The organism is Mesorhizobium sp. B1-1-7, from assembly GCF_006442705.1.
GTDB classification, from domain to species: domain Bacteria; phylum Pseudomonadota; class Alphaproteobacteria; order Rhizobiales; family Rhizobiaceae; genus Mesorhizobium; species Mesorhizobium opportunistum.
The window spans coordinates 1-17,970 of record NZ_VFWQ01000019.1 but is presented as its reverse complement, the minus strand read 5'-3'; the positions used below and the strand labels follow the sequence as shown (position 1 = coordinate 17,970).

Here is a 17,970-nt window from a genome sequence, read left to right as displayed (position 1 = left end):
GCCCCTCACCGATATCTTGCCTGGTTCCACTTATGCCCGAGCAGCGACAGGATGATGATCAGGCCGTTGAAGAACTGCACGTAGAAGCCGCTTAGGCCCGCCGCCACGACGCCGGTCTGGATGAACGACACGGTCACCGCGCCGATCGCTCCACCTGCAACGGTGCCGATGCCGCCCCAGGTCGGGGTGCCGCCGACGAATACCGAGGCCAGCACCGGCAGCAGGTAGCCGTCGCCGGCGGTCGGCCACCAGGTGAAATTGATCATCACCGAAAACGTTCCGGCGATCGCGGCACCTATGCCGACGAAGACGAACACCTTCACCCGCACCCATTTGACATCGATGCCCATCTGCTTGGCGCTGTCGGGATTGTCGCCGACCACCTTGACCTGCGCGCCGAAGCGGTGGCGGTTGTAGAGCATTGCCGAGAGCACGACGAAGGCGATGGCCCAGAAGATCTGCACCGGGATGCCGTAGACCTGACTGGAGAAGATCTTGTAGGCCGAGGTGTCGGCAAGGCCGGTCAGCGCCATCGACCTGCCCTCGTTGATGATCTGGATCAGGCCGCGCAGCAGGAAGTTCATGCCGAGCGTGGCGATCAGCGACGACAGCCCGCCATAGACGACCAGCGACCCGACGAGGAAGCCGAGCAGCACGCCGGTGACAAGTGCCGCCGCAATGCCAAGGAACGGATCGTAGCCGGCCTGCACCACCAGCGCGAACACCCACGAGGCAAAACCCATCGTCGCCGGAAACGACAGGTCGATCTCACCGCAGGTGACGACGAAGACCAGCGGCACCACCACGAACAGCGCGACGGGGAGCGTGGTGAGCACGGAGCTGTAGAGATACCAGGTGGTGAACACGGTCGGGTTGGCGATCATGAACACCGCCATCATGACGATGAACACGGCGAGCGTGCCGAGCGAGGCACGGTTGTCGATGACGAAGCCGCGCAGCCAGTGATCGGACGGATGCCTCCATTCCTTGCCGACTGTATCGCCGCTTGAACCGCTGAAAGGGCTTTGCAGATCGGGTTCCATGGCCTTGCTCATCGCGCTCTCTGCTTCGTTTCGCCACCATCGTGCAGTCCGGGCAGCCCGCCCGGATGCGCCACGTCTTCCATGAAATTGATGAGCTCCTCGGCCGACTTGACCTCGCTGCGGTCAGTGGTCAGCGCCACCTTGCCGCGGTCCAGCACCACGAAACGGTCGGCGATGTCGAAGACATGATGGATGTTGTGGCCGATGAACAGGATCGATCGTCCGCTCGCCCGCACCTGGCGCACGAAATGGAAGACCTTGGCGGTCTCGGTCAGCGACAGTGCCGTCGTCGGCTCGTCGAGGATGATCAGCTCCGCCTGCTTGTAGATGGCGCGCGCGATCGCCACGCCCTGGCGTTCGCCGCCCGAAAGCTGGCCGACGATCGAGTGCGGCGTGAACACCTTCGAGGTGAAGCCGATGTCGCGCATCAGCCGGCTCGCCTCCTCGATCTCCTTGTTAACCCTGAGAAAGCCCATGAAGCCGGTGAGTTCGCGGCCCATGAAGATGTTGCGCACGATGGTCTGCTGCACCGCCAGCGCCCGGTCCTGAAACACCGTCTCGATGCCGGCGTCGCGCGAGCGCGCCGCACTCCATCCGCTCACCGGCTGGCCGCGCACCAATATGTCGCCGCTGGTCGGCCTGACGACGCCCGACAAGATCTTGATCAGCGTCGATTTGCCGGCGCCATTGTCGCCGATCAGGCCGACCACCTCGCCACGGTCGACGCTGAGATCGACCCCGCCCAGCGCATAGACCTGGCCGTAGGATTTCTTGATGTCGCGCAGTTCGATGATGCGTTCGGCCATCGGATCCTCGCTTTTCATTGTCGCTTGCCGGCCTCGTCGCCAGCGGTCCTGCCGGCCGGGCTAAACCCGGCCGGCAGCCTTGGGAGGTCAGCGCAACGCCTGCTTGGCGAGCTCTGAGACGATCTCGTAGTTCTGCGGCGTGACGAAGCCGGCGCCGGTGTCGACATTCATCGGCGCCAGACCCAGCACCACTTGCTGGCAGAGGCTGAGGATCGGCAGATAGCCCTGCATGAACGGCTGCTGGTCGGCCGTCAGTTGCACCCAGCCGCCCTTGAAGGCCTCGACGATCTGCGGGCTGGTGTCGAAGCCGAAATTGAAGATGTCGCCGGGCTTCCTGCCCGCCGACTGCATATAGGTCGGCACGTTGCCGAGCATCTGTCCGCCGGGATAGCCGACCGCCTTGACGCCGGGATTGTTGAGGAGTGCTGCGGTGATCACCGGGATCGCCAGATTCGGATCGGCTGCCCACTCGGTCGCGGAGTTGATTTGAACGACATCGATGCCGGCCTCTTTCAGGGCGGCGACTGTCCCACGCTCGCGTGCGCCGCGACTCTCATTCTCGAACGGGCCGATCATGATCGCCTTGTCGCCGGCTTTCAGCCCGGCCAGCTTGAACGCCTCGGCGCCGAGCGCGCGTCCCTGCTGTTCCTGCTGGGCGCCGACATAGCCGCCGCCGAACGCCGCCGTCACCGTCGGCACCGGTACGTTCTGGTACATCATCTTGATGCCATCCTTGTGCGCCTGTTCGGCCAGCGGCATGATCGCCGCGTCACCGGGATGGCCCATCATGGCGATGCCGCCGGGCTTGACCGCGACCGCCTCGCGCAATTGCTGCACCATCTTTTCGACGTCCCAGCCCGAGAAGATGTAATCGACCTTCGGCCCGAGATCGGCCGCCGCCTGCTTGGCGCCATTGTAGACGATGGTGCCGAAAGCGTCGCCCTCGGCGCCGCCGACGAAGAAGCGGATGTGGACGTCCTTGCACCATTGCGCGTCGAGCGCGTGGGCCGGCAGTGTCGAGATGGCGGCGGCGAGCGCCGTGGCGGCTGCCGCGACGGTCAGGCGAAGTGTCGTTCTTTTGGCGATGCTCATGCAAGTTCCTCCCTTTTTGTCCTCGCAAGCGCGAGGGTTTTCGACATTTGCTTCGGCAATGCGCCGCACTTGGCTGGCCGGCTCCTCCCGCCGGCTTTTCCTCACATCGGGTTCGGCAGGTAGCTGGGCCCTCCCCGGCATTGCTTTAAATACTCCAGCGCCCGCGCCTGCCCGGTGATCTCCAGGTCGCCGCGATAGACCGGGTCGTGCCAGCCCTCGATGTCGATGGCGCCCTTGTATCCGGCAAGCCGCAATTCGCTGATCACCCGCGTCCAGTCGCTGTCGCCGAAGCCTGGCGTGCGCATCTGCACGAAGGGCAGCCGGCCGAACACGCCGTGCTCGCGGATGACGTCCCAGCGCACCGTCGCGTCCTTGCCGTGGACATGGAAGATGCGTGGCGCCCATTTGCGGATCTGCGGTATCGGATCGATCAGGTACACAAGCTGGTGGCAGGGTTCCCATTCCAGCCCGAGATTGTCGTCGGGCAATTCGTTGAACATCAGCTCCCAGGCATCCGGATTGTGGGCGATGTTCCAGTCGCCGGCGGCCCAGTTGCCGTCCATGGCGCAGTTCTCGAAAGCGATGCGCACGCCCTTGTCGGCGGCGCGTTTTGCAAGCGGCCCCCACACCTCGCGAAAGCGCGGCAGGCTGTCGGTCAGCTTCTTGCCGCGCAGGCGCCCGGTGAAGCCGCTGACCGTCGAAGCGCCGAACAGATGCGCGTTGTCGATCACCGTTTCCCACGCCTCGAGCACGCCGCGATCGACCTCGCCGCTCTCCAGCGGATTGCCGAACACGCCGAGCGTGGACACGCTGACATCGGCGTCGCCGATTGCCTCGCGGATCTGCCCGGCCAGCCGCGGCAAATCCTTGCCGCCAAGCGTCTGCCAGAAGAAGGGCTGGATGCTCTCGAAGCCGAGCGGCAGGATCTGCTTGATGTAAGCAGCCGGGTCGTCGAGATTGGCTCGCACCATGGTGCCGATCCGGATGTCGAGAAGCGGGTTGGGCATCACTGTGCTTCCTCTGCGATGGCGACGCGCCGACCAGTCTCGGCGCTTTCGATGGCGCCGAAAACCATGGCCAGGCTCTTGATGTTGTCGGCGCCGTGCGTCTCCGGCTCGGTGCCGGTCTCGATGGCGTGCATGAAATCCCTGATGATGCCGAGATGGCCGCCGATGCGGTCTGACGCGTCGAGCGGCGGCACCTCGACCGGCTCGGTCTTGTCCAGCAAGCCGTCACGGCCCGGCACCACCATTTCAGCCTTCAGCACGTCGTGGCCATCCCAGATGAGGCTGCCGCGTTCGGCGACGATGCGCCAGCTGCCTTCCCAGCTGGTGCGGAAACCGGCGGCGCACCAGGAGCCGGCATAGGTGAAGACCTTGCCGCCGCCGAGGTCGAAGACGGCGCTGGCCGACGAGCCCTGCCGGTACCAGGAATTGGCCGGCTCCCATTCCTGGCAATGGACGCCGGCCGGCTCGCCGGCAACCATGTAGCGGGCCGCGTCGAATGTGTGGATCGCCATGTCGAGCAGCAGCACATGCGCCATCTCCTCGCGAAAGCCGCCGAAATGCGGCCCGATGAAGAAGTCGGCATGGATGCTGGTCGGATTGCCGATGGCGCCCGACTCGAGAAACCGCCGGATGCGCCTGACATTGGCGACGTAACGGCGGTTCTGCACGACGGCGTGAACGCGTCTTGCCTGTTTGGCTGCCTCGATGATGGCGCGGGCGTTCTGCGGACTGTCGGCCAGCGGCTTCTCGGTCAAGAGATGGCAATTATGCGCAAAGGCGGCAAAAGCGACATCGCGCCGGGCTGCGGGGACAACGACATCGAACACCGCATCAGGCTTTGTCTGCTCGAGCACCGCGTCGAGGCTGGTGCCGATGACGGCGCTGGTGAGATCGTATTCGCCCGCCCTCGCCTTCGCCCGTTCGGCGTCGAGATCGACAAGCCCGACAATGGCAAGCCCGTCGATCTGCCTCGCGGCATCGAGCCACTGTCTGCTCATCGCACCACAGCCGACGAGGACGGCTTTCATCATTCGGCATTCCTCCCGTCCGGCCCCTCCAGGCCGAATGTCACGGCGTCCACGGCATCACCGTAAACGTTTACGAGAACACACCCGATAGCGTAGAATGTCAATCGGCTGCTTCTCAAAAACCATACGGAAGCCTTGGCCTGAACGGCAGCCGGTGCTAGAGCAGTTCAGCCTTTCAACAAACGGCGAACTGCTCTAACTCTTTGTTTTGACGCAATTCCGGGCGGAAAACCGCTTCGCACTTTTCCTGGAATTGCGCCGGCCAAGGCGGGGGAATTGTCCTTTGGCATCCAGCATTCATGACCTTGCCCGTCACCTGAACATTTCGATCGGCACCGTGTCGCGGGCGCTGAACGGCCGTGCCGATGTCAATGCCGACACACGCCAGCGCGTGCTCGAAGCCGCCAAGAAGCTGAATTATTCCCCGAACCAGTCGGGCCGGAGTCTCAGGCAAGGCGCCACCCATTCGATCGCCTTCATGCTGCAGCCGCATCCGGGCGACCAGCAATATGGCGAACCCTTCTTCATCCCGTTCCTGATCGGACTGCAGGCGAAGCTCGCCGAGCATGGCCTCGATCTGATGGTCGTCATGGGTGAGCCCGGCCAATATCAGCAGGAGCGGTTGCGCCGCGTGGTTGAGACGCGCTTGGTCGATGCGGTCGTGTTGGCCAATACACGAAGGGAAGACGATCGGATTGATTATCTCAGCAAGGCAGGCTTTCCCTTCGTCACGCTTGGCCGAAGTCAGTCCGGTGGCGACACCTATCCTTCTCTCGATATTGATTTCGAGAGGGCGGGTGATGAAGCCGTCGACCGCCTGGTGGCGCGTGGACACCGGCGCATTGCCGCCATCCGCCCTTCACTTGATCTCAACTTCGGCTACCTGTTTCTCGACGGCTACCGCAAGGCGCTGAAGCGGCACGGCATCGAGATCGACCCCGACCTGATCGCCGACGGCTTCATCAACGAGGCCGGCGGCTACCAGGTGACGCCGCAAGTCATGCGCTCCAAGGACCCACCGACGGCCATCATCTTCAACAATGACGCGATGGCGCTTGGCGGCTGCAAGGCGCTGGCCGAGATGGGAATCAAGCCGGGCCATGACATGGCCGTGATCGTCATCGTCGACACGCCGCTCTGCCGCTACTTCTCGCCGACGCTGACCGCCTTCCGTCCGGCATTGGAGGCAATGGGCCGGCGGCTGGCGGAAATGCTGCTGGCCTCGCTCCCCGCCTTCGCCGGCCCCGAAGGCCCGCGCATCATCCGTGAGGTCTGGCCGCTGGAGCTGATCGCGCGCGACAGCGATTGATGGAGACGAAGAAGGTGCTCAGTCCACCTTCTTCTCGCCCTTCTCGCCGGCCTCGACGATATCGCCCGTGGTGAACAGGATTTCCTTCAGTTCCGCCCGCCAATCCTCCTTCTGGCGCAGCAGGAATTCCAGGTCCATGCCGAAATGCTTGAACTCCTCGCCTTGCGCGTTCTTCATGATGGCGCGAGCCTGCGGATCTTTCTCCACCGACATGCGCTGTTCGTACCAGGAGATCGCTTCCGCCTCCTCGATCAGCGAGGTGATCATGCGGGCAAAGGTCCGCACCTTCTGCGACAGTTCCTCAGGCGGTTCGTGATACTGATCGAAACCCATGGTGTCGGTCCTCCCCTCAAAATGGCTCGCCGGTGCCGATGGGCACCGGCCGCAAACCATGAATGCGCGGAAGGCACTGCAAGTTCCGGATCACAACCGGGACGATCGGCCTTATGACACGGGCGGCGCCCCGCCTTCTTCGGTGCGCCGGGCGATGAACTCGTCGAGCACGCCGGCCGTGGCGGCGGCCGAAGCCGGCGGCTCGAAATCGGCAAGGATGCGCCGCCAAATGCCGGTGGCGCGTTCGCTCGCGGTCTTCGATCCGCCTTGCGTCCAATTGCCGAAATTCGACCAGTCCGCCACCAGCGGTTCGTAGAAGGCGGTGCGGTAGCGCGCCATCGTGTGGCCGGCCGAGAAGAAATGGCCGCCCGGCTGCACTTCGGCGATCGCCTCGAAGCCGATGGAATCGTCGTCGCCGGGCGTCGCGGCGCAGAGTTCGGCGACCGTCTGCAACGCCTCGACATCGGTGACCAGTTTCTCCAGTGAAACGCTCAAGCCGCCTTCCAGCCAGCCGGCGGCATGGATGCAGACCGTGGCGCCGGCCAGAACCGAGCCCCACAATGCGAATTGCGTCTCATGCGCGGCCTGCGCATCCGAGATGTTGGCCGCGCTGCCGCCGCCGGACCGCCACGGCAGGCCGATGAAGCGCGCCAGTTGACCGGCGCCCAGCGTTGCCTTGACATGTTCGGGCGTGCCGAAGGCCGGCGCTCCGGATTTCATATCGACGTTGGAGGAGAAAGAGCCATAGACGACCGGCGCGCCGGGCCGCACGATCTGCGCCAGCGTCAGCCCGGCCAGTGCTTCGGCATGCTGTAGCGTCAGCGCGCCGGCAACGGTTATCGGCGCCATGGCGCCCGCCAGGCAGAACGGCGTGATGATCGAGACCTGCCCCGCTTTGGCGAAATCGATGATGCCTTGCGCCATCGGTATGTCGAGCTGACGCGGCGAGTTGGTGTTTATGACGGTATAGCACCAGGCGTCCGAACGGAACGCCTCCTCCGAAAGGCCGCGCGCCAGCCGCAGCATCTCGAAACCGTCCTCGACCTGCGGCGTGCCGCGAGCGAACACGAAGGGAAACTTGTCGGACAGCGTCAGCTGCGCACGATTGACGGCATAGTGGCGAAACCGGTTGTCGACATCCTGCGGCTCGACGCAGGGACCGAGCATATGCAGGACATCGAAATGCTGCACCAGCTTGATGAACTCCTCGAAGGCGGCGAGCGTGCCTGGCCGCCGGCCGCGCTCGAGATCGGTGACGTTGGGCGCCCCGCTTCCGGCAAGAAACGTCATCGACCCGAGTTCGAGCGTCAGATCGCGGGAAGGATCGCCGCCACGGGCATGGATCGACCTCGGCGCCGAGGCCAGCGCCGCCGCCACCATGTCGCGGCCGATGCGCACCATGTCGGTCTCCGGGTCGACCAGGGCGCCTGCGCGGGCGAAAATCTCTCGCGCCTGCGGCAGCAGCACCTTGATGCCGAGTTCTTCCAGCACGCGCAGCGCCGTGTCGTGGATCGAGGCGACCTGGTCGTCCGAAAAGATCGGCTGCGGCAGGAACGGGTTCTTCAGCGACCGGTAATTGGGCCGGCGGCTGCTTTCGCTGCCGGCCTCGCCCGTGCGTCCGCGCCTGCGCTCGCGCCTAGCCTCACGTGCCGCTTCATCGATCATCGGAAATCCTCCTCATTGCCGCATCGCCTTGCCTTCAGGGTCGTAGGGCGAGGCCGCGATGACCCGCGCCGGCCGCTCAACGCCGACAATGTGCACCGAAAGCGCCGTCTCCTCCTCGGCAGAATCGTCGTCCACCAACGCCAGCGCGACGCTCTTGCCGATCGTGTAGCCAAATCCGCCCGACGTGACGAAGCCGACGCGCCGACCGTCGCGCCAGATAGGCTCGAAGCCGCTGGCGTCGGCGTCGAGCGCATCGATCTCCAGCGTCACGATCCGTTGAGACGTGCCCGTCTGGCGCTCCCTCAGCGCCGCCTCGCGGCCGATGAAATCGCCCTTGTCGAAGGCGATGAAGCGGTCGAGGCCGGTCTGGCGAGGCGCGTAGCCCTGCGTGAATTCGTGCGACCAGATGCCGAAGCTCTTCTCCAGCCTGAGCGAATTGAGCGCGTAGTAGCCGATCTCGGCCAGGCCGAGATCTTCGCCTGCGGCAAGCAGCGTGTCGCGGAGCGTGGCATGCATGGCCACCGGGCAGCTGATTTCGAAGCCCAGCTCGCCGGCGATGGAAAGCCGGGCAACCCGCGCCCGCACCATGCCGATATCGAATGCCCCGCAGGCCATGAACGGCAGTGCCGCGGCGGACACGTCCTGGTGCGTTGTGCGTTCCAGGATTTTGCGCGCGTTCGGCCCGGTCAGCAGGAAGCCGCTCATCGCGTCGGAAAGATCGGTGACCGTGACGCCGTCGGCCGCGTGGCTCTCGAACCAGCGCATGTGGAATTCCCTGAGATAGTAGGAGCCCATCAGCCAATAATCACCGCCGTCCCAGTTGATCACCGTGAGGTCGCCTTTCAACCGCCCGTCTGGACCCAGCATCGGCGCGAGCCGCGCCTGTCCCGGTTTCGGCAGCTTGCAGGCGAGCAGCCGGTCGAGCCATGCCTGGGCGCCTGGCCCCGACACCGCGTAGCGCGAATAGGCCGAGATATCGACGAGGCCGGCGGCCCGCCGCACCTGCAGCGCTTCATCGCCGACGATGTCGAAGGCGTTGGAGCGCTTGAGCGTGGTGTTCTCGCGAAAACCCATCGGCGCGAAATAGGCCGGGATTTCCAGCCCCCAGGAAGCCGTCCATTCGCAGCCCGCGGCACTCATGCCGTCATAGGCGCCGGGTCGCTTCAAGGGTCTGCCCGCGGGCAGCCGCTCATTGGGGAAGGTCATGACGAAACGGCGCGAATAGAACTGGCGCGTCGTCTGTCTGAGATATTCGCGGTTGGCGGCGAAGGCGCCGTAGCGGGCGATGTCCATGCCGAAAATATCCGCCTGCGGCTCGCCGAAAATCATCCATTCGGCCAGCGACTTGCCGACGCCGCCGCCCTGGCTGAAGCCGGCCATGACGCCGCAGGCGACCCAATAATTCTTGAGACCGCGCACCGGCCCGACGATCGGATTGCCATCCGGCGTGAAGGTGAAGGCGCCATTGACCCATTTGCGGATGCCGGCCGTCGCCAGGCACGGAAAGCGCTCATGCGCCTTGGCGAGTTCCGGGCTGATGCGGTCGATGTCTTCCGGGATGAGCTCGATGCCGTAGTCCCACGGCGCCCCATCCATGTTCCAGTGCTTCGGGTTCTGCTCGTAGACACCGAGCAGCACGCCCTTGCGTTCCTGGCGCAGGTAGGAAAAGCCGTCGAGATCGACGGCGATACCGATCTCCCGGTCGAGTGCCGCGATCTCGGGAATGTCCTCGGTGATGAAATAGTGATGCTCCATCGGCGTCACCGGCAGGTCGACGCCGGCCATGCGGCCGAGCTGCTTTGCCCATAGCCCGCCGGCGTTGACGACATGCTCGGCGACGATGGTGCCCTGCTCGGTGATGACATCCCAGCTTCCGTCGGCGCGCGGCTTCAACTCGACGACTCGGTTGCGCAGGATGATTTCGGCGCCGCGCTTCTTCGCCGCGCCAGTATAGGCATGGGTGGTGCCGTAGGGGTCGAGATGGCCTTCGTTGGAATCGTGCAGTCCGCCGAGCACGCCGGAGACATCGACGATCGGGCAGAGTTCTCTGATCTCTTGCGGGCTCACCAGCCGGGCGGTCTCGATGCCGACCGATTGGAACACCGCCCAGGCCGATTTCAGCCACTCCCAGCGCTGGGGATCGCTGGCGATATTGACGCCGCCGGTCATGTGCAGGCCGATGTTCTGGCCGGATTCGGCTTCGATCTCGCGGTAGAGGTTGATCGTGTAGTCCTGCAGCGCCGCGACATTGGGATCGGCGTTGAGCGCATGGAAGCCGGCCGCCGCATGCCAGGTCGAACCGGCGGTCAATTCGGCACGCTCGATCAGCGCCACATCCGACCAGCCGAACCGCGTCAGATGGTAGAGCACCGAGGCGCCGACCACGCCACCTCCAATGACGACTGCGCGGTAGTGCGACTTCAAGGCTTCCCTCCCCTGTTCGAGGTCGGCACCATAGACGTACTAGACATATGTGTCCAGTGCGCGCCGTCGACTTGCCGCACTGGGCGAAACTCCGCGTGGCAAAGCGCCATCAATTCGGTCGCGCGAATGCGTTTCTTTGTTGGTACGCGAACAAGCCGGCGGACCCACGCCGCCACTGTCACGCAAGCATCATGTTCACGCCGTAGATCGCTCTCGGGGAGGCGCGCGCGGCATCATCGAGGTGACGCCTCCTTCAGCTTTCGGCCGTTCCGGCACGCTTCGTCACAAAGAGGATTGTCCATGAAACACCTGCACCGAACCGCGTCGCTTGGCGTCGCGCTGGCCTTGTTCACCGCCTTGACGCCAGCGCTTGCCGACGGCACCGCGACTGTCGGCGGCCTCGTCAACAAGGGCCCCGTCAACAAGGGCCTCGTCGGCGTCGGCCGCATCCCGGCCGCCCAGCGCGACAAGTTCGGCGAAACCTTCGGTTCGGGCTCCGGCATGTCGATCGACACATCGGGCTGGACGCATGACGCTGCCGGCTACAAGGGCTCGCTCTGGCTGTTGCCCGACCGCGGCTACAATGTCGCCGGCACCACCGACTATCGCCCGCGCCTCAACACGATCGGCATCGAGTTTATCCCCGTCGCGCCGAGCGCCGCCCCAGCTACCGGCCAGGAACAGACCAGCGTCAAGGCGACGCTTGCCGACAGCATGCTGCTCACCGACGACAAGGGTGCCGACGCCACCGGCCTCGATCCGCTGTCGGACGTGCGCGCCGCCGCCGGCGACTTGCCGATGCTGCCCGCCGCCACCAACGGCAAGCTCGCCCTCGACAACGAAGCGATCGTGCGACTGCCCGACGGCTCGATGTTCATCTCCGACGAATATGGCCCCAACATCTACCGTTTCTCCGCGCAAGGCCGCCTGATGTCGGCGACCCAGCCGCCGGCTGCCCTGGTGCCGATGCGCAAGGGGACACCGAACTTCTCCTCCGACAATCCCGGCCCCGGTGCCGCCGAGCCCGATCCCAAGGATCCGGAAACCGGCCGCCAGAACAACCAGGGCCTCGAAGGCATGGCGATGACGCCGGACGGCAAGTTCCTGATCGCCGTGCTGCAGTCGGCGACCCGGCAGGATGGCGGCGATTCTCCTGCGACGCGGCGGAACACCAGAGCCTTGGTTTATGACGCGTCCGATCTCGCCCACCTGAAACTGGCGCATGAGTATGTCGTGCCGCTGCCGGTGTTCAAGGATGCCAAGGGCAAGACCAAGGTCGCCGCGCAAAGCGAGATCGTGGCGTTGTCGGACACATCCTTCCTGATGTTGGCGCGCGACAGCGGCAACGGCCAGGGCCTGAAGGGCGATACCTCGCTCTACCGCGAAATCAGCATCGTCGACGTCTCCGCCGCCACCGACATCGCCGGCACGGATTTCGACAAGGACAAGCCGGTAGCGCCAAAGGGCGTGCTCGATCCATCGGTGACACCGGCCAAGCTGACGCCGTTCATCGACATCAACGACAATGCCCAGCTCGGCCGCTTCGGCCTGCACAATGGCGCGCCGAACGATCACGACAACCTCTCTGAAAAATGGGAAGCGATGTCGCTGGCAAGCGTGCTCGATCCGAAGCTGCCGGACGACTATTTCCTGTTCGTCGCCAATGACAACGACTTCCTGGCCCAGGACGGTTTCCAGGTCGGCGCGCCCTACAAAGCCGACGACGGCGCCAATGTCGACACCATGTTCCTGGTCTATCAAGTGACGCTGCCCGGCCTCGCCAAGAAGTAGCGATACCCATGCAAGCGGGCGCGCCTGACGCGCCCGCTTGACCTGCCACGATCGAATGAATCAGCCCTGCCAGGGACCCGCGAAGGCGCCTACTTCAACATCTCCGCGTCCTTCGGCACGCCAGCATCGATCGGCTCGGCTGTCCTGCTCGACACGGCCATGATCTTGCCGGCGGCCGACAGATTGGGACGCACGAAGACCTGGGCAGGACCGTTGACGCGGCTGTAGAGGTCGATGATGTCCTGATTCATGAAGCGCACACAGCCGGACGACGCGTTCTTGCCGATGGAATCCCACTCCGGCGTGCCGTGCAGCCGGTACATCGTGTCCTTGCCGTCACGGAACAGATAGAGGGCGCGGGCGCCGAGCGGGCTCTGCGGGCCGGGCGGCATGCCGTCCTTGTATTTCGCCAGTTCCGGCCGGCGCTGGATCATTTCCGGCGGCGGCGTCCACACCGGCCACTTCTTCCTCGCCTGGACCACGGCGCTGCCGGTCCAGCCGAAACCGGCCTTGCCGAGGCTGACGCCGTAGCGGACGGCCTTGCCGCCATCTTGCACCAGATAGAGGAAGTGCTCTGACGTATCGACGACGATCGTGCCGGGCTTTTCGCCGGTCGGGTCGGCCACGACCTGGCGCACGAACTTCGGGTCGAGCTTGGTGACCGGGATTGCCGGCAGTTGATAGCCCTCGTCGGTGCGCGCCGCGTACATGCTCGCGGCGTCACCGAAAGCCGCATCGGGCGGCGCGGCGGCCACCGGCGGCGGTGGCGCGACATCCGTCGTGGAGCACGCCGAAAGGGCCATCGCGGCCGCGCCCAAAGCGGACGCACTCAGAAAGGCACGCCGGTTCAGGCGCTCGGAAAACAGCGGAATATCGGACATGAACCCCCCAGCTCAACCGCAAGATCCAACAGGAACGCGGCCCCATCAGGATCAGTATCCCATTCCGGAAGCTTTGAGAACACGATTAGATCAAGGCGCGCCAGAAGACCCGATGCCAATCTTTTCCGGCACCGCATCGACCTGTCCCGCTGAATCGGCAATGATGGGGACCGGATCCAAATACCACTTCCCGAGTTGCCAGCCATGGACGAAAAAAAGCCCACGCGCCGGCGCACCGCCGACCTGACCAGCGGCCCGATCCCGCGCACGCTGCTGTTGTTCGCCCTGCCGGTGCTCGGCTCCAACGTTCTGCAGTCGCTCAACGGGTCGATCAACGCCGTCTGGGTCGGCCGTTTCCTGGGTGAATCGGCGCTGACCGCCACCTCCAATGCCAATCTGGTGCTGTTCCTCATCCTGGGCACCGTGTTCGGCATCGGCATGGCGGCGACCATCCTGGTGGCGCAGTCGGTCGGCGCCCGCGACCTGCCGGAGGCGCGCCGCATCGTCGGCACCAGCGCCACCTTCTTTTTCCTCGTCTCGATCATCTTCGCCGTCTGCGGCTGGATCTGGGTCGACGCCATCCTCAACACGCTCGGCACCCCGGCCGACGCCCTGCCGTTGGCGCGTTCCTACCTGCGCATCATCTTCGTCGCCGTGCCGATGACGAATCTTCTGTCCTTCGTCATGACCGTGCTGCGTGGCGCCGGTGACTCGCGCACGCCCTTCATCTTCATGGCGCTCGCGGTCGTCCTCGACATCATCCTCAACCCGCTGCTCATCCGCGGCATCGGGCCGTTTCCCGAACTCGGCATCGCCGGATCGGCCACGTCCACCCTGATCGGCCAAACGGTGAGCGTCATCGCCATCCTGGTCGTGCTCTATGCGCGCAAGCATCCGTTGCGGCTGGCCGGCGCCAACCTCGCCCTGCTGCGGCCAGACCCAGCCTTGCTGCGCATCGTCGTCTTCAAGGGCGTGCCGATGGGCCTGCAGATGATCGTCATCTCGGCGGCGGCGCTGACGGTGATGGGCATCGTCAATTCCTACGGTTCGCAGGTTGCCGCCGCCTACGGCATCGCCGCGCAATTGTGGACCTATATCCAGATGCCGGCGCTCGCCATCGGTGCCGCGGTCTCCTCCATGGCGGCGCAGAATGTCGGTGCCGGCCGCTGGGACCGGATCGGCCGCGTCGCTGCCTCCGGCGTCGGCTTCAACCTCGTCCTGACCGGCGCCCTCGTCGCGCTGCTGTGGTTCTTCGACCGCTCGATCCTCAGCCTGTTCCTGAGCAGCGACAGCGCGGCGATCGACATCGCCGCCCACATCAACAGTGTCGCGTCGTGGTCGTTCGTCCTGTTCGGCATCACCATCGTGCTGTTCGCCACGGTGCGAGCCACGGGCGCGGTGATGCCGCCGCTGATCATCCTGGTGATCTCGGTGCTGGTCGTGCGCACCGGCTTCGCCTATTTCATGCGCGATGTGCTCGGCGAGGAAGCGCTGTGGTGGAGTTTCCCGGCCGGCTCGATCACCTCGTTGGTTCTGGCCGCGGCCTACTACCGCTTCGGTGGCTGGCGCACCTTGCACATGATCGAGAACCGACCGGCTGCCGGCGAGCCGCCGGACACCGGGCTTGGCGTGCCGCGCGGACGAGCGAACATGGCGCCGGAAACGCCGAACGGTTGAGGCCTGCCTCGTCTCAACGCCTGGTTTTCAGCCCGAAGCCCAGCGCCACCACCGCGAATAGGATAATCATGGCGGCGAATGCCAGACTTGCGGCGATCGGACTGGCATAGGTCGACACGATCCCGATTCCGATGACCGGCAAGGCGTTGCCGACGAAGCAGCAGACGAAGAAGCTGGACACAACCTCGGCGCGGCGATCATCCGGCGCGATCTCGTTCACCACCTGCAGGCCGCCGCGATAGCCAAGCGCCGCCACGACGCCGCAGCAGGCGGTGGCCGCGATCATCAGCACCATCGATGCCAGCATCTGTGCCGCCACCACCAGCAGGACGCTGGGGACCATTAGGGCAAGCGCGGCCAACATGACCTTGCTGCTCTGCACCTGCTTTAGCACCACGATGCTGACTGCGGCGACGATCGCCAGTTCGAAGAACAGCGCGCCGGCGACGGCGTGGTTGGTTTCCTGCAGCTGCTGCGCCAGAATGCTGGGAGCGAGGGCGGCATAGAAACCGACCAGCGCCATCGCGCCGAAGCCGGTCACCGCCGGCGCAACGAAGCGCGCGCGTATTTCCTGCGGGATGGAAAGTTGCGGCCGCATGGAAATCTGATTGACGCCACCGGGCTTCGCGATCGTTTCAGGGGTGCGCCAGACCAGGATCGTCACCACCACGAGTGCCACCAGAAAGACGATGAAGACCAGCCGCAACGGCCAGGGCTCATATTGTGCCAGCAGTCCCGAAACGAGCGCGCCGAATCCGAGGCCGAGGAAATTGGTGCTGGTGGCAATGACGCTGGCGCGCGACTTGTCGGCATTGGGGAGAAGCTCGGCAATCCACGCGGTCCCTGTCCCTGCGCCAATGCCTATGCCAAGCCCGCTCAGGATGCGCGCTATGTCGAGCGAGAGAACATTTTCGGCGAACAGGAAGACAAGCCCGCTGACGATGGCGACGCCCATCGCCGCCAGGGCCGCTGGCCGGCGCCCGACAACGTCCGATGCGCCGCCGAACACCAGCAAGGCGGCGAGATTGCCGACGACATAGACCGCATAGATCAGCGTCAGCGTGATCTGCGAAAAACCGAATTGCTGCTTGTAGATGATATAAAGCGGTGTCAGTGCCGTGCTGCCGGCAAACAGCACGGCAATCATGGCGGCGACAGTCGGAATGGCAAGAGCATCGCCACGAGCCGCTTCTTGCGTATGCGCCAAATCGCGAAATGTCATGGCCAACCTCCCTTCCAGCCTCGGGATCGCGATCTTAACGCGTCGTCATTCCCGACGTTCCGGCCGGCTGGCAGGCTCCTGACACCACGGTGAACTGAGAGCAATTCCAGGAAAAGTGTGAAGCGGTTTCCCAGGGAAAGCGCATTGGCGCTTCCCTTGGCAATTGCGTCAAAACAAAAACCAGAGCCTCAACGGGAAAGCCGCCGACTGAAGAAGGCTCGGATCGAGGCCGGCGGCCTCGATCCATCACGTATCAGCCGCGGCCATCCTATTTGCAGGAAAGTTGGGGCTATTTGCAGGAAAGTTGGGCCTATTTGCAGGAAAGTTAGGCCTATTTGCAGGGGAAGCCGGGCGCGATCTTGCATTTGCCGGGGCGCGGCCTGTGCGGCGGGCGATGATGCGGAGGACGGTGCGGCCGGTGGTTCCAGTGCGGCGGCCGATGCGGCGGGCGCACGATGATGACCGGCGGACGAACGACATGGGCCCGCGAGAGATAGCCGGAACTGGCCCAGCCGCTGACACCGCCGCCATGGATTCTGCACCAGCCAGGCTCGCAGCCGGTGACATTCACCCTGAAGCCGGCCGGCAGGGTTCCGACCCTTGCGTAGCTTGCCCCCGGTCCACTGCGGACGTTGAGGTTGGTGGTGGTGTGGGCGCCATAGGCGAAGGCCGCGGCGGATGTACCGAAGACCGCGGCCAGTACGGTCGCGATCGCAAGCAGAAATCGAAATCTCATCAATCCCTCCATTCGTTCCCCGTCCGGTCGACTGCGTTGGCGCGAGGCGTCACAGGGGAGAGCCAGCGGTGGGAAAAGTCAACAACGGGCCAGCGCCAATCACGGCGATCGGCGGCTCCGGTTCCACGGTTTCCACCGACATAGTTGAGGAATTTCCCAAGCGCCGTTTATCGGCCCGGCAACATAAGCTAACAATTTACTTTCTTTCGACAATTCGTTGCGGCCAAAAGGGTGGAATCATGGGCAAAGGCAGGGTCGAGGCATTCACCGACGGCGTGGTGGCCATCATCATCACCATCATGGTGCTGGAACTGAAAGTGCCGCATGGCGAGGATTTTTCCGCCCTGGCACCGTTGTGGCCGATCTTCTTCTGCTACGTACTGTCGTTCATCAACGTCGGCATCTACTGGAACAATCTGCACAACATGTTCCATACCGTGCAGCGCGTCGATGGCAGCGTGCTGTGGGCCAATCTCAACCTGCTGTTCTGGCTGTCCCTGATGCCGGCAACGACCGCCTTCATGGGCGAGAACCACTTTGCGCCGGTGCCGGTCGCCGTCTATGGCGCCGATCTCGCACTCTGCGCCATTGCCTATACGATCCTGGCCGCAGCGCTGCACCGCCTGCACGGCAACGAGACCGCCTTTGCCAAGGCGCTGGGCCACGATCGCAAGGGAAAGATCTCGCTCGCCGTCTATATCGCGGCCATCGTGCTGACCTTCGTCAGTCAGTGGATCGGCGTAGCGCTCTATGTGCTGGTCGCCTTGGTCTGGCTGGTGCCGGATACGCGTTTCGCGCGGATGATCGAAAAGTAGACCTTCCCGGAATTGCTCTTTGTTTGACGCAATTCCGGACGGAAAACCGCTTCACACTTTTCCTGGAATTGCTCTTTGTTTGACGCAATTCCGGACGGAAAACCGCTTCACACTTTTCCTGGAATTGCTCTTTGTTTGACG

Annotated in this window: 15 protein-coding genes; 4 read left to right on the top strand and 11 right to left on the bottom strand. The window is 64.4% G+C overall.

Going from position 1 to position 17,970, the window contains the following annotated elements:
• Positions 1 to 5: 5 nt before the first annotated feature.
• The 5 genes from FJ978_RS27070 to FJ978_RS27050 all read right to left on the bottom strand — a co-directional run bounded on the left by FJ978_RS27070 (position 6) and on the right by FJ978_RS27050 (position 4,979).
• Entirely contained in the window at positions 6 to 1,055 is a 1,050-nt protein-coding gene (locus tag FJ978_RS27070; protein WP_140575538.1) for an ABC transporter permease, read from the bottom strand.
• Positions 1,052 to 1,849 carry an ATP-binding cassette domain-containing protein gene (locus tag FJ978_RS27065; protein ID WP_140575534.1) on the bottom strand — a complete coding sequence of 266 codons (798 nt, stop codon included), beginning with the start codon at positions 1,847 to 1,849 and terminating at the stop codon, positions 1,052 to 1,054. The genes FJ978_RS27070 and FJ978_RS27065 overlap by 4 nt, the downstream gene beginning before the upstream one ends.
• 87 nt (positions 1,850 to 1,936) lie before the next feature.
• Positions 1,937 to 2,941: a substrate-binding domain-containing protein gene (locus FJ978_RS27060; protein ID WP_013894705.1), complete on the bottom strand. Its 1,005-nt coding sequence runs from the start codon at positions 2,939 to 2,941 to the stop codon at positions 1,937 to 1,939.
• Between the two features lie 101 nt (positions 2,942 to 3,042).
• Positions 3,043 to 3,948, bottom strand: a complete 906-nt coding sequence (locus FJ978_RS27055; protein ID WP_181176846.1) for a sugar phosphate isomerase/epimerase — start codon at positions 3,946 to 3,948, stop codon at positions 3,043 to 3,045.
• Positions 3,948 to 4,979 carry a Gfo/Idh/MocA family oxidoreductase gene (locus FJ978_RS27050; RefSeq protein WP_140575527.1) on the bottom strand — a complete coding sequence of 344 codons (1,032 nt, stop codon included), beginning with the start codon at positions 4,977 to 4,979 and terminating at the stop codon, positions 3,948 to 3,950. The genes FJ978_RS27055 and FJ978_RS27050 overlap by 1 nt, the downstream gene beginning before the upstream one ends.
• 280 nt (positions 4,980 to 5,259) lie before the next feature.
• Here FJ978_RS27050 and FJ978_RS27045 point away from each other — a divergent pair, with 280 nt between their 5' ends.
• Entirely contained in the window at positions 5,260 to 6,285 is a 1,026-nt protein-coding gene (locus FJ978_RS27045; RefSeq protein ID WP_013894702.1) for a LacI family DNA-binding transcriptional regulator, read from the top strand.
• Between the two features lie 18 nt (positions 6,286 to 6,303).
• On the opposite strand, the gene FJ978_RS27040 is transcribed toward FJ978_RS27045, so the two are convergent.
• The 3 genes from FJ978_RS27040 to FJ978_RS27030 form a co-directional block, all read right to left on the bottom strand.
• Positions 6,304 to 6,618 (bottom strand): hypothetical protein, encoded by a 315-nt coding sequence (locus tag FJ978_RS27040; protein WP_140575523.1) that lies wholly within the window; start codon positions 6,616 to 6,618, stop codon positions 6,304 to 6,306.
• 111 nt (positions 6,619 to 6,729) lie between these two features.
• The gene (locus tag FJ978_RS27035) at positions 6,730 to 8,283 is read right to left on the bottom strand and encodes a trimethylamine methyltransferase family protein (RefSeq protein ID WP_140575519.1); all 1,554 of its coding nucleotides are present in this window, start codon (positions 8,281 to 8,283) and stop codon (positions 6,730 to 6,732) included.
• A gap of 12 nt (positions 8,284 to 8,295) precedes the next feature.
• The gene (locus FJ978_RS27030; RefSeq protein ID WP_140575515.1) at positions 8,296 to 10,707 is read right to left on the bottom strand and encodes an FAD-dependent oxidoreductase; all 2,412 of its coding nucleotides are present in this window, start codon (positions 10,705 to 10,707) and stop codon (positions 8,296 to 8,298) included.
• 300 nt (positions 10,708 to 11,007) lie between these two features.
• On the opposite strand from FJ978_RS27030, the gene FJ978_RS27025 reads away from it, so the two are divergent.
• A complete protein-coding gene (locus FJ978_RS27025) occupies positions 11,008 to 12,498 on the top strand; it encodes an esterase-like activity of phytase family protein (protein WP_140575512.1) in 1,491 nt (496 codons plus the stop codon).
• 89 nt (positions 12,499 to 12,587) lie between these two features.
• Here FJ978_RS27025 and FJ978_RS27020 read toward each other — a convergent pair whose 3' ends face one another.
• Positions 12,588 to 13,379, bottom strand: a complete 792-nt coding sequence (locus FJ978_RS27020) for a L,D-transpeptidase (protein ID WP_140575509.1) — start codon at positions 13,377 to 13,379, stop codon at positions 12,588 to 12,590.
• Between the two features lie 204 nt (positions 13,380 to 13,583).
• Here FJ978_RS27020 and FJ978_RS27015 point away from each other — a divergent pair, with 204 nt between their 5' ends.
• Complete coding sequence (locus FJ978_RS27015) at positions 13,584 to 15,056, top strand: MATE family efflux transporter (RefSeq protein WP_140575506.1); 1,473 nt, start codon at positions 13,584 to 13,586, stop codon at positions 15,054 to 15,056.
• Between the two features lie 13 nt (positions 15,057 to 15,069).
• Here the strand turns inward: FJ978_RS27015 and FJ978_RS27010 are convergent, their stop codons facing one another.
• Complete coding sequence (locus FJ978_RS27010) at positions 15,070 to 16,278, bottom strand: MFS transporter (protein ID WP_140575503.1); 1,209 nt, start codon at positions 16,276 to 16,278, stop codon at positions 15,070 to 15,072.
• 331 nt (positions 16,279 to 16,609) lie between these two features.
• Positions 16,610 to 17,014 (bottom strand): SH3 domain-containing protein, encoded by a 405-nt coding sequence (locus FJ978_RS27005; RefSeq protein ID WP_013894694.1) that lies wholly within the window; start codon positions 17,012 to 17,014, stop codon positions 16,610 to 16,612.
• Between the two features lie 239 nt (positions 17,015 to 17,253).
• Here FJ978_RS27005 and FJ978_RS27000 point away from each other — a divergent pair, with 239 nt between their 5' ends.
• Positions 17,254 to 17,829 carry a TMEM175 family protein gene (locus FJ978_RS27000; protein WP_013894693.1) on the top strand — a complete coding sequence of 192 codons (576 nt, stop codon included), beginning with the start codon at positions 17,254 to 17,256 and terminating at the stop codon, positions 17,827 to 17,829.
• The last annotated feature ends 141 nt before the right edge of the window (positions 17,830 to 17,970 follow it).

Bases quoted from the DNA above. Each gene is read 5' to 3' on its own strand.
- FJ978_RS27070 (WP_140575538.1), bottom strand. From the start codon at position 1,055: ATGAGCAAGGCCATGGAACCCGATCTGCAAAGCCCTTTCAGCGGTTCA.
- FJ978_RS27065 (WP_140575534.1), bottom strand. From the start codon at position 1,849: ATGGCCGAACGCATCATCGAACTGCGCGACATCAAGAAATCCTACGGC.
- FJ978_RS27060 (WP_013894705.1), bottom strand. From the start codon at position 2,941: ATGAGCATCGCCAAAAGAACGACACTTCGCCTGACCGTCGCGGCAGCC.
- FJ978_RS27055 (WP_181176846.1), bottom strand. From the start codon at position 3,948: ATGCCCAACCCGCTTCTCGACATCCGGATCGGCACCATGGTGCGAGCC.
- FJ978_RS27050 (WP_140575527.1), bottom strand. From the start codon at position 4,979: ATGATGAAAGCCGTCCTCGTCGGCTGTGGTGCGATGAGCAGACAGTGG.
- FJ978_RS27040 (WP_140575523.1), bottom strand. From the start codon at position 6,618: ATGGGTTTCGATCAGTATCACGAACCGCCTGAGGAACTGTCGCAGAAG.
- FJ978_RS27035 (WP_140575519.1), bottom strand. From the start codon at position 8,283: ATGATCGATGAAGCGGCACGTGAGGCTAGGCGCGAGCGCAGGCGCGGA.
- FJ978_RS27025 (WP_140575512.1), top strand. From the start codon at position 11,008: ATGAAACACCTGCACCGAACCGCGTCGCTTGGCGTCGCGCTGGCCTTG.
- FJ978_RS27020 (WP_140575509.1), bottom strand. From the start codon at position 13,379: ATGTCCGATATTCCGCTGTTTTCCGAGCGCCTGAACCGGCGTGCCTTT.
- FJ978_RS27015 (WP_140575506.1), top strand. From the start codon at position 13,584: ATGGACGAAAAAAAGCCCACGCGCCGGCGCACCGCCGACCTGACCAGC.
- FJ978_RS27010 (WP_140575503.1), bottom strand. From the start codon at position 16,278: ATGACATTTCGCGATTTGGCGCATACGCAAGAAGCGGCTCGTGGCGAT.
- FJ978_RS27005 (WP_013894694.1), bottom strand. From the start codon at position 17,014: ATGAGATTTCGATTTCTGCTTGCGATCGCGACCGTACTGGCCGCGGTC.
- FJ978_RS27000 (WP_013894693.1), top strand. From the start codon at position 17,254: ATGGGCAAAGGCAGGGTCGAGGCATTCACCGACGGCGTGGTGGCCATC.